Origin of the sequence: Arthrobacter sp. NPDC056691 (assembly GCF_042791415.1) — a bacterium.
Taxonomy (GTDB): domain Bacteria; phylum Actinomycetota; class Actinomycetes; order Actinomycetales; family Micrococcaceae; genus Arthrobacter.
Genome location: NZ_JBHTXX010000047.1, coordinates 26,199 through 36,686, shown reverse-complemented (window position 1 = coordinate 36,686; position 10,488 = coordinate 26,199). Strand labels below are relative to the sequence as shown.

At 67.3% G+C, this 10,488-nt stretch carries 11 protein-coding genes; 3 read left to right on the top strand and 8 right to left on the bottom strand.

Going from position 1 to position 10,488, the window contains the following annotated elements:
• Positions 1-62: 62 nt before the first annotated feature.
• The 4 genes from ACFRAU_RS24455 to ACFRAU_RS24440 form a co-directional block, all read right to left on the bottom strand.
• Positions 63-410, bottom strand: a complete 348-nt coding sequence (locus ACFRAU_RS24455) for an RNA polymerase-binding protein RbpA (RefSeq protein ID WP_003802221.1) — start codon at positions 408-410, stop codon at positions 63-65.
• A 333-nt stretch (positions 411-743) separates the two neighbouring features.
• Positions 744-1,724: an SPFH domain-containing protein gene (locus tag ACFRAU_RS24450; RefSeq protein ID WP_377997321.1), complete on the bottom strand. Its 981-nt coding sequence runs from the start codon at positions 1,722-1,724 to the stop codon at positions 744-746.
• Between the two features lie 104 nt (positions 1,725-1,828).
• Complete coding sequence (locus ACFRAU_RS24445) at positions 1,829-2,290, bottom strand: NfeD family protein (protein WP_377997322.1); 462 nt, start codon at positions 2,288-2,290, stop codon at positions 1,829-1,831.
• 121 nt (positions 2,291-2,411) lie between these two features.
• A complete protein-coding gene (locus ACFRAU_RS24440) occupies positions 2,412-3,326 on the bottom strand; it encodes a putative RNA methyltransferase (RefSeq protein ID WP_377997323.1) in 915 nt (304 codons plus the stop codon).
• Positions 3,327-3,400: 74 nt separating this feature from the next.
• On the opposite strand from ACFRAU_RS24440, the gene ACFRAU_RS24435 reads away from it, so the two are divergent.
• Positions 3,401-5,491 (top strand): S9 family peptidase, encoded by a 2,091-nt coding sequence (locus tag ACFRAU_RS24435; protein WP_378001804.1) that lies wholly within the window; start codon positions 3,401-3,403, stop codon positions 5,489-5,491.
• Here ACFRAU_RS24435 and ACFRAU_RS24430 read toward each other — a convergent pair.
• The 4 genes from ACFRAU_RS24430 to ACFRAU_RS24415 form a co-directional block, all read right to left on the bottom strand.
• The gene (locus tag ACFRAU_RS24430; protein WP_378001803.1) at positions 5,488-6,189 is read right to left on the bottom strand and encodes a peptide deformylase; all 702 of its coding nucleotides are present in this window, start codon (positions 6,187-6,189) and stop codon (positions 5,488-5,490) included. The genes ACFRAU_RS24435 and ACFRAU_RS24430 overlap by 4 nt on opposite strands.
• 110 nt (positions 6,190-6,299) lie before the next feature.
• Positions 6,300-7,433, bottom strand: a complete 1,134-nt coding sequence (locus ACFRAU_RS24425) for an FAD-dependent oxidoreductase (protein ID WP_378001802.1) — start codon at positions 7,431-7,433, stop codon at positions 6,300-6,302.
• On the bottom strand, positions 7,430-8,101 hold the full coding sequence (locus tag ACFRAU_RS24420; protein WP_378001807.1) for a class I SAM-dependent methyltransferase: 672 nt from the start codon (positions 8,099-8,101) through the stop codon (positions 7,430-7,432). The genes ACFRAU_RS24425 and ACFRAU_RS24420 overlap by 4 nt, the downstream gene beginning before the upstream one ends.
• Positions 8,102-8,168: 67 nt before the next feature.
• The gene (locus ACFRAU_RS24415) at positions 8,169-9,350 is read right to left on the bottom strand and encodes a type III polyketide synthase (protein ID WP_378001801.1); all 1,182 of its coding nucleotides are present in this window, start codon (positions 9,348-9,350) and stop codon (positions 8,169-8,171) included.
• A 129-nt stretch (positions 9,351-9,479) separates the two neighbouring features.
• Here ACFRAU_RS24415 and ACFRAU_RS24410 point away from each other — a divergent pair, with 129 nt between their 5' ends.
• Both ACFRAU_RS24410 and ACFRAU_RS24405 read left to right on the top strand, forming a co-directional pair.
• On the top strand, positions 9,480-9,923 hold the full coding sequence (locus ACFRAU_RS24410; RefSeq protein ID WP_378001806.1) for a helix-turn-helix transcriptional regulator: 444 nt from the start codon (positions 9,480-9,482) through the stop codon (positions 9,921-9,923).
• Positions 9,924-9,932: 9 nt separating this feature from the next.
• Positions 9,933-10,343 (top strand): VOC family protein, encoded by a 411-nt coding sequence (locus ACFRAU_RS24405; RefSeq protein ID WP_378001800.1) that lies wholly within the window; start codon positions 9,933-9,935, stop codon positions 10,341-10,343.
• Positions 10,344-10,488: the final 145 nt, after the last annotated feature.

Sequence of the window (10,488 nt, the reverse complement as noted above, 5' to 3'; positions counted from 1 at the left end):
GCATCCATGGATGCAGCGGAACCGGCCTTTATGTGTCTGTGGCGCCTGCTGGCTAGCAGCGGCTAGGCTGAACGCCGTTCGCCACGACGCTCGCGCAGAATGGTGAGGCGGTCTTCGAGGATCTGCTCCAGCTCGGGAAGCGAGCGGCGCTCCAGCAGCATGTCCCAGTGGGTACGGACTGCCTTTTCGTTGCTCGTGTCCGGGCGTTCGCCATCAACGAGCAGCGCTTCCTTGCCGGTCTTGGAAACCCAGACAGGGGGAATTTCGGCTTCGGAGGAAAAGGTTACAAAAACCTGTTCGCCGTCCTCGCACCGGTACTCAACCCGCTGACGCGGAGCCGGCTCCACGCCGGATTCGGTCTCCATGCTTTGGGCGCCAAGACGCATGCCTCGCAGGCTGCGATCGCTCATGATTTCTCCCTCTAATCGGTTCGCGGAGCGGACTCCGCGCTAGCCGGAAGCCCTGATAAGGGTGCCTCCGGACTACGGTGTGGTTCACGTAGCATCACTAGGTGAAACGCTTCGCCAAGCATTGTTGTTCCGCACGGACTGATCCGGCCGGACAAATATCCCATTATACGGATTCCGGCAGGGCGCAGCAATCCGGCAGGGCGCAGCAATCCGATGCAGCTCAGCAATTCGGCACAACGCAGCAATCCGACACAGCGCCGCAACGCCGGCGGGTGCGAAGCGACGGGAGGCAGGCCGTTACGGCCTGCCTCCCGTTTACTGGCCTTGAGGCGCCTAGGGCTGGGTCCGGGCCGCTGCCTCGCCGGACTGGGCATCGGACTGGGCGGCGCCGTCCTGGCCGCCGAACAGGTCGCCCGAGCGCGGGTCAGGATTGGTTCCGCCCAGGGCGCTGCCGATGCCCTTCAGTGCCTCGCCGACTTCGCTGGGGATGATCCACAGCTTGTTGGAGGAGCCTTCGGCGAGCTTCGGCAGAGTCTGCAGGTACTGGTAGGCCAGCAGCTTCTGGTCCGGGTTGCCCTTGTGGATGGCGTCGAACACCTTCTGGATGGCCTGCGACTCACCGTCGGCGCGCAGGATGGCGGCCTTCGCGTCACCCTCGGCCTTGAGGATGGCGGCCTGGCGCTGCCCTTCTGCCGTCAGGATCGCGGACTGTTTGGTTCCCTCGGCGGTCAGGATCGCGGCACGGCGGTCACGTTCTGCCCTCATCTGCTTCTCCATCGAGTCCTGGATGGAGTGCGGCGGGTCGATGGCCTTCAGCTCCACCCTGGAGACGCGGATTCCCCAGCGGCCGGTGGCTTCATCCAGGACGCCACGCAGCTGGCCGTTGATCTGGTCGCGGGACGTGAGCGCCTCTTCCAGGTTCAGGCCACCCACCACGTTGCGCAGGGTGGTGGTTGTCAGCTGTTCCACGGCCTGGATGTAGTTGGCAATCTCGTAGGTGGCGGCCCGCGGGTCGGTGACCTGGAAGTAGACCACAGTATCGATGGACACCACGAGGTTGTCCTCGGTGATCACGGGCTGCGGCGGAAAGGACACCACCTGCTCGCGCAGGTCCAGCAGCGGCAGGAGCCGGTCCACGAAGGGGATGAGGAGGGTTAGGCCGGGATTGAGTGTCCGCTGGTACTTTCCCAGCCGTTCCACGACGCCGGCCCGGGCCTGCGGTACGATCCGCACCGAGCGGACCAGCACAATGATGACGAAAATAATCAGAACCACCAACACGAACGTGAGGGCGACTCCTCCTGGGCTATCCATACTTCTCCTTTGTCCCCAACTTTCAGTGAAGCTCTAACCTGGCGAAATCTCGCCGCAATCTGCTGCTCCGCCGCGGCGGGAGCAGAAACCCATGGGGGAGCCGCCTACTGGACGGCGGTCTCAGCCTGAGGTGAGACGACCGCCGTCGCACCTTCAATGGCCGAGACGATCACGCGCTGGCCTTCGGGAAGTACGCCGGACTGCGAGCGGGCGCTCCAGATGTCGCCGCCGATCTTCACGCGTCCGCCGGTGGCTGTAACTGCCTCAAGGACAAGAGCTGATTCGCCAATCAGGCGGTCGATATTGGTGCGCTGTTCGGGCGGGCCCTTGTGCAGGTGCTTGAGGGTCACTGGGCGGACGAACGCGATCATGAGCAGCGAGACGACGCAGAACACGACGATCTCCAGCCACAGGTCCGCGCCGGCGAAGTCGGCCACCAGGCCGGCCAGGGCACCTCCGCCCAGCATGATGAAAAACAGATCAAGGGTCAGCATCTCCACGGCGGCGAACACCAGGAAGAGGGTGAGCCACAGTGCCCACCAGTTTTGGCCAAGCCATTCAAACATCGCGTTCCCCCTTGATCCCGAGGGCTGCGGGGCAGACCCTCAGTAACTTTCTTCCATCGTAGACCGAAGCGGGAGCGCCCGGCAGGGGAACGGCGGGCAACGAAGGAACGTGGCCAAGCCGTTATGGAGCGCGGGTTTCCGAGGGCACGAAGATGCTGATCCGGAACAGCGCGGAGACCCTGGAGGTAGACGGAAGGCCAGCCAGCCGCCCGGTCAGTGCGGCGCGGTCCGTGTGGTGGCCGGCGGGGCCCATGAGCGCCAGGTTGGCCACGTCCGCCGGGGAAAGCGACAGGTCCACGTCGATGTCCTGCGTCGACAGCGGGGAGAAACGGCCTGCGAGCGCCTCGGCCAGGCGCTCGTCCTTGGCGGGGTCGATGCCCAGCATCCCGGCCTGGCTGGCGATTTCCGCGAGGTGGCCGGCCCGCGGCGTCACTACGATGAGCCGGCCCGAGGGTTTGAGAACGCGGGCGAACTCGGCAGCGTTGCGGGGCGCGAACACCACGGTGACAATGTCGACGGCGGCGTCGGGCAGTGGCAGCGGCTGCCAGACGTCACCCACGAGGTTGATGGCCTCCGGGTTCAGTTTGGCGGCGCGGCGCAGGGCGAACTTGGAGATGTCCAGCCCGACGGCGGCCACGCCGTCGGGCGCGCCCGCCTGGCCGGCACCGTCCGCGGGTTCACTCTCCAGATAGTCCAGGATCGCCCGCAGGTAGTGGCCTGTTCCCGTGCCTGAATCAAGGACCGTGGGGGCAGGCCCGCGCAGTGAGGGCGCGGCGGCCCGGGCCAGTGCGTCGGCCAGGGGACGGTAGTGGCCGGCGTCGAGGAAGGCTGTCCGCGCCGCAACCATCTCGGCGGTATCCGATTCGAAGGCGGTTCCCTTGCCCACCAGCATGTTGAAGTACCCCTGCCGGGCGGCGTCGAAGCTGTGCCGCTCCCGGCACGCCAGCGCCCGGACCCGGCCGGCGCCGCCGTCGTGGACGGCCTGGAGACCTTGGCGGCAGACGGGGCAAAGGAGGTCGGGCAGGCGCGAAAGCATGAGGACCATCCTAGGGCAGGTGTTTTGCATGGCTGCCGTTCCGTGCCTCCGCCCGACCCGCTAGGCTCACGTGGGTGAAGCCTGAACATTTGCCGCTGCTCAACTCCGTTTCCGCCCCTGCCGTCCACCCCGACGGCACCAGGGCCGTGGTGTCCGTCGTCCGGCCGGATTTTGACGCCGACTCCTATGTCGGCCAGCTGTGGAGCGTCCCCCGGGACCCGGAAAAGCTTCCCCGCCGCGTGACCCGGGGTTTCCGCGACACGGCGCCGGCTTTTTCGCCGGACGGCCGGGTGCTGGCCTTCCTCCGCGCCGCGCCCGGCGGCAGGCCCCAGCTCCACGTGGTGGAGGCGGCCGGTGGGGAGCCGCAGGCCCTGACCGACAGAAAGATGGGCGTCGGCTCCTTCGCCTGGTCGCCGGATTCCAACCGGATCGTCTTCGCGTCCAGGGAACCGGAGGCGGGCCGCTACGGAACGGTCGACGGCGTCGGGTCCGGTGCCGAGGACGCGCGGTTCATCACGGATTACAAGTACAGAATGAACGGTGAGGGCTACACGCAGGACAAGCCGCAGCAGCTCTTCTTGCTGGACGTCCCGGAACTGGGAGGGGAACCCTGGGTCAAACCAGTAGGTCGCGCCGCCAAGCGGAGCGACAGCGGGAGCAACGAGAACGGCAGCGGGGGTGAACGCTCGGCGGAGTCTGGTGAGAATGCTGCCGGGTTCCCGGAGGCGCGCCAGCTCACGACCTCGGCAACCGACCACTCCGGCGCTACCTTTAGCAGCGACGGCAGTGCCGTCTACTTCGTGGCTGCCCTCCACGAGAATGCCGACCGGGACCTGGTATCCGGCATCTACCGCGTAGCGTCCGACGGCGGCACGCCGGCTTTGGTGCCGGTCCCCAATCTGGGTGCCCAGACCGTTTTGGACGTCCGGGAGTCGGCCGACGGGCGCTGGCTGTTCTTCACGGGCCAGGACCTGGGCAGCACGCGCCAGGACTTCGTCGCCAAGAACACGGCCCTCTACGTCATGGCCGCCGCGGGCGGCGACGCCACAGCCCTGAGCGACCCGGAGAACATGGACGTCGAGGCGCCCGGTGCCACCATCGGCCTCCGCGGCCACGACAGTGCGCTGGTGCTCAACAATGCCCAGGGCACGGTGGAGCTGGTCGAATTCAGCGCCACCGGAGACCACTCCCTCCTCGTGCATGGTGACCGGGTGGTCGGCGGGGCCAGCGACGCTGCGGGCACGGTGTTCCTCAGCTACAGCGACGCCGCCACGGCAGGCGACGTAGGGGTCCTCGAAGACGGCCAGCTGCGGCTGCTCACCGACTTTTCCGCAGCCCTGCGGACTGAAGCGGGCATCATCGAACCGCAGGAACTGACGTTCCCGGCCGCTGACGGCTACCCCGTCCACGGCTGGCTGGTCCTGCCGCCGGGGAAGGGCCCGCACCCGGTGCTGCTGAACATCCACGGCGGCCCTTTCGCGCAGTACACCAGCGCGTTTTTCGATGAGGCACAGGTTTACGCCGCTGCCGGGTACGCCGTTTTGATGTGCAATCCACGTGGCTCGGCCGGTTATGGCCAGGCCCATGGTCGGAGCATCAAGGAGCGGATGGGCACCGTGGACATGCTGGACGTGCTCGCGTTTCTGGACGGAAGCCTCGAAAAGTTCTCCTCCCTGGACGCAGGCGCCCTGGGAATCATGGGCGGCTCCTATGGGGGTTACCTCACGGCATGGACCATCAGCCAGGACCACCGGTTCCAGGCGGCCATCGTGGAGCGGGGCTTCCTGGATCCTGTCAGCTTCACGGGCTCGTCGGACATCGGCTGGTTCTTCGGCGGCGAATACGTTGGCTCGGCAGCCGAGCAGGTGGCGGCCCAGAGTCCCATGGCAACCGTTGCCTCCGTCCGGACACCCACGCTGGTGATCCACAGCGAGGACGACCTGCGCTGCCCGGTGGAACAGGGCCAGCGCTACTTCACCGCCCTCAAGCAGCAGGGCGTCGGCTCGGCCTTCCTCGTGTTCCCGGGCGAGGACCACGAGCTGTCACGCTCGGGGACGCCGCATCACCGGCGGCAGCGGTTCGAACACATCCTGGACTGGTGGGCGAAGTACCTGCCGACGGACAGCAACCGCCGCCGCGACTCGGCTGAAACCGCCTCGGCCTAACCGCGTCGCACTTCTGTTTCGGCTTCCCGGCCGGCCTGCGGGCCGGCCGGGAACCCGAGTTCGCGGCTGGCCGTAGCGATGCCCGGTTCGGCCCAGCGCGCGGCGTATTCGCTGTTGGTGCTGAGCGAGCGAAGCTCGGCCCGGTCGATGTAGAGCCGTCCGTAGAGGTGGTCGGTTTCATGCTGCACGATTCGCGCCTGCCAGCCGCTGAAATCTTGGATGACCTGTCCGCCGTCGGGCTTTACATACTCCAGCCGGACGCTTTCGGGTCGCTCAACCACAGCCTGCAGGCCAGAAAGCGACAGGCAGCCTTCAAAAAAGGCGGCGGTCCCGGTGCCCAGGCGGGAGTACGACGGGTTCAGCATTGCGAAAAACTCCAGCGGCGCCCTTCCCCGCGCCGCCGCAGTGGCCTCGTCGATCTCGAACTGGTCTTCGAGGACGGCCAGCTGCAGCGGAATGCCCAGCTGCGGAGCTGCCAGACCGACGCCGGGCGCGGCGTGCATGACCTTCCGCATCAGGACAATCAGCTGGCTGAGTTCGTCGGACTCCAACTGGCCCTCGAAGGGAGCCGCGTGTTGCCGCAGCACCGGGTGCCCGGCCTGCACAATGGGCGGCAGGGCCTCTGAGGCCATCAGTTCCTGCACTGTTTCCCTGATCCGGGCGGGGCTGTAGGTCGTTGGCGGCGATGCGTGGGTCATGGGGACAGCCTAGTGCCGGTTGCCGCAGTGCCTTGTTGGGCTGCGCTGTGAAGTCTTGGGCTGCGCCGTGAAGTCTTGCGCTGCGCAGTCCCATGCCGTGCTGCGCCGCCCTACTGCATGGTGAAGCGCCGGGCCACCAGCGCGTTGAAGGCCGGTATGGCTGCGGCACGGGCAATCGCTGCGTTCCGGGGCCGCAGCACGCCGTCCGGCAGCGGCCTGCCCAAAGCCATGTTCACCTCGGCCTGGCGATTGGCCGCGGCAGCGGCCCGCCGTCGTGTGGCATCAAAGTGCCGCAGCGCGTCAGTGGAAGGCTCACCACGCATGACGGCGAGGATCACCGGCAGCAGCGCTTCCGCATCCAGCCAGCCAAGGTTCATTCCCTGCCCGCCGATCGGGCTGATCTCGTGCGCCGCATCTCCGATCAGCGCCATCCGGCCCGAGGCCATTCGCGTTGCCAGCCGTGAACGGACACTGAAGCTGCTAAGCATGGTGTTCGCACCGGCGTCCAGGGCCACACGGGTTCTGCGGGCAACGAGTCCCGCCAACTGCTCCGGATCGGGGCATGCGGGCGGTTTCCCCAGCCTGACCACCCAGCGGCGGACACCGCCGGGAAGCGGGAAGGACTCCACAATGCCTTCGCTTTCCAGGAACAGCGCGGCGTCACTGCCGAACGGGCTGGATTCGGGGAAGTCACCCATCAGGTAGTGGTCCGGATACAGTTTCTGCGGCGCGGTGACCCCCAGAAGGGACCGCATCGTCGAGTAGGCGCCGTCGGCACCCACAGCGAAATCGGCGGAATGGCTGGAATCACCACCGCCGGCGGCGACGCTGAGCGTGACCCGGCCGTCGTCGTCGTGCATTCCGGTGACCCGGGCGTTCCGGAGCAGCGCGCCGCCATCCAGCTCCCGGAGCCGCCGCTCCAGCACCTCCTCCGTCACCGGCTGCGGCACGGCAAGGACGAACGGGTACCGGTCGGAGACCGCAGCGAACGGCATCCGGGCGATCTGCCGGCCCTTGCTCACAGCGACGCCCTGGCGGATCGGGACGCCCCGGCCAATCAGCTCCCGGGCAACGCCGATGCGCTCCAGGGCCGCGAGCGCCGGCGGATGGATGCCGATGGCCCTGGTGTGGGCATTCCGGCCCGGCCGCCGTTCCAGGACACGCACCGCAACCCCGTCCTGCAGGAGCAGCGAACCGAGGAAGAGTCCAACCGGCCCGCCGCCCACGATCAGCACATCGGTCATGCCGGGCACCGCCGGTCGGTATCGTGCCGCCGGTGGGTGAGCAGGCAGTGGAAGGGGGCGTGCGGTTCCACCGTCCAGCCGGCGGGGAGCACGGCGGCCAACTCCGGAACGGTATAGCTGCGCCTGATGGACGTCAGCCCGTCCCTGCGGATATAGGAGCCGGTGAGCGGCAGGGCGCCGGCGCTGAACAGGGCATAGGCGGCCGCGCTCCGGCTTAGGTCGTTGTGCAGTGCCAGGCGGCGGGCGAGCCGGGCGGAATCGTCCAGGAACGACTGCAGCTCCGGAGACGTCAGGTGGTGCAGCACGTGGTTGGAGATAACGACGTCGTACTGCTTTGCCTCGGCGAGCAGGTCGCCGCTGCTCGCCTGGCGGAATTCGACGCCGGGTGTTGGTGTGCGGGCCGCCGCGAAACGGAAAGCCCTTTCATCCGGGTCTATCCCCGTCACGTGGAGCTGGATCCCGTCCCTGGCCGCCCAGCGGGCGAGCATCACGGCCAGGTCGCCGCCGCCGCAACCGACGTCCAGCAGGGTTGCCGGACCGGCGCCGGACACCTGCGGGCGTACCCTGGTGCGGTACAGCCGATGCCAGCCGGAGACCACACGGTTGACCAGTGCGAACTGTTCGTAGGTGCGCTGCAGCCGGTCCGGATCGCAGTCCGGCCGGTCCATGTCCTCAACGGCGTCCGTATCCCGCAGGCCGAGGATGCCTGGGCCCGTTCCCGGGATTCTCACCGGCTCAGGCCAGCGACGGTTCGGCCTCGCCCGCCACGGCATCAGGCCCACATGACGGCTGCTTCACCTTTGTGAACAGTCCGGTTTCCACCGTCAGGCCCGGGCCGAACGCCATGGAGCAGATCCGTTCGTCCCCCTCCCGCGACGGAAGGTCGAGTACGTGTTTGAGGACGAAGAGCACCGTGGCGCTGCTCATGTTGCCGTAGTTCCGCAGCGTTTCGCGGGCCGGACGCAGCTGCTCGTCGGTGAGGTCCAGCCGGGACTGGACCTTGTCCAGGATGCTGCGGCCGCCCGGGTGGATGGCCCAATGGGTGATGTCGCGGTAGGCGAGTTCCCGCAGCGAGGGGTCGCGTGCCAGCAGTGGTTCGAGCGCGCCCACGATGTGGTCGTCGATGATGTGCGGCACATAGTTGCCGAGCACCATCTCGAAACCCTCATCGCCGATGTTCCAGGCCATCGAGTCTTCACCCACCGGGGTCAGGACCGTCTCGAAATGGTCCAGCTGGAGCAGCGGCGGGGCTTCCAGGTCCTCGCGGGCCGTCACGACGGCGGCCGCCGCGCCGTCGGCAAACAGCGCGGATCCCATGATCGTGTCGGGATCGTTGGAGGTCCGGACGTGCAGGGAACACAGCTCAGCGCACACCACCAGCACAACCGCCGCCGGGTCCGCCTCGCAGAAGGACTTGGCTGCCCGGAGCGCCGGGAAGGCCGCGTAGCAGCCCATGAAGCCCAGGTGGTAGCGCTGCACCGCAGGGTTGAGGCCCAGGGCGCGGACGATCTTGTAGTCGGGGCCGGGGTTGAAAAAGCCGGTGCAGGAGACCGTGATGAGGTGCGTGATGTCCAGCGGGTCAATGCCGTCACACTTGGAAACGGCTGTGTCCGCCGCCTCGATGAAAAGCTTCGTTGCTTCCTCGGCGAAGAGGTTGTTGCGTGCCTTGGTGCTGGGGCTCCGCAGCAGGCCGGTCTGCGGATCGAAAAACTGGGGATTTTCGGTGGTGGAGTCCATGGTCAGTTCGCGGACCGCCGTGTACCGGGTGTCGATGGCGGCCGAATCAAAGCACGTGGACACAAGCCGTGAGCCAAGGCGGGTCAGCCCGGGCTGCGCCGCAAACACGTCGCGGGCCTCATGCTGGATGAGCAAAGTCGGCGGAACTGCAGTTTCGAGAGCTCTCACATAGACCGTCATTCGTTCATTCTTAACGAGAGCGCACGGTTAAGACAATGGATGGGACCGGTGGGTCAATGGACGGGACCCGGCTGCAACCGGGCAGCCCCGGACTGGACAACTCCGGCGGGACGTAGCACCATCACGACTGTGACCAGCAAACCCGCCGCAACACAGCGCCTGGACGATCTGGCGCGGCTGCGGCGCGTCCGCGACCGCATCGACAGGGAGTACGCCCAGCCGCTGGACGTCGAGGCGCTTGCCCGCGGCGTGAACATGTCCGCCGGGCACCTCAGCCGGCAGTTCCGGGACGCCTATGGCGAGCCCCCGTACACCTACCTGATGACGCGGCGCATCGAGCGGGCGATGGCGCTGCTGCGGCGCGGCGACCTCAGCGTCACGGAGGTGTGTTTCGCCGTCGGATGCTCTTCCCTGGGGACGTTCAGCAGCCGCTTCACCGAACTGGTCGGCATGCCGCCCAGCGCGTACCGGACACAGGCGGCCGGGGAGGCGGTGGGCATGCCGTCATGCGTGGTGAAACAGGTGAGCAGACCGGTCAGGAATCGAGAAGCGGTCACGTCCGGCCGCACCTAGACTGGCGGCATGAACCTCACCATTCACTGGACATTCCTTCCGCATAACGACGCCGACGCCTCCTTGGCGTTCTACCGCGACACCCTCGGTTTCGAACTCCGCAACGATGTGGGGTACGGCGGGATGCGCTGGCTCACCGTCGGTCCTCCGGACCAGCCCGGCACCTCGGTGGTCCTGGAACCGCCGGCGGCCGACCCCGGCATCACCGAGGAGGAGCGGCGCACTATCACCGAAATGATGGCCAAGGGCACCTACGCCCGCCTTGTGCTAGGCACCCCCGACCTGGACGGCACCTTCGAAAAGGTGCAGGCCAGCGGCGCCGAGGTGGTCCAGGAGCCCACGCAGCAGGCATACGGCGTCCGCGACTGCGCCTTCCGCGACCCGGCGGGCAATCTGATCCGCATCAACGAGATCCGCTAAGTTATTTTCGGCCACGGCCGGCGGACGCTGCTGCGTCCGCCCGCCCGGGGGGGGGGGCCCAATAGCCCCCCACCCCCGTGCAAGTTGCGCCACCACCCCAACCACAAAAAAAAAAAAAAGGCGCGCGCAAACCGCCGGGGCCGCC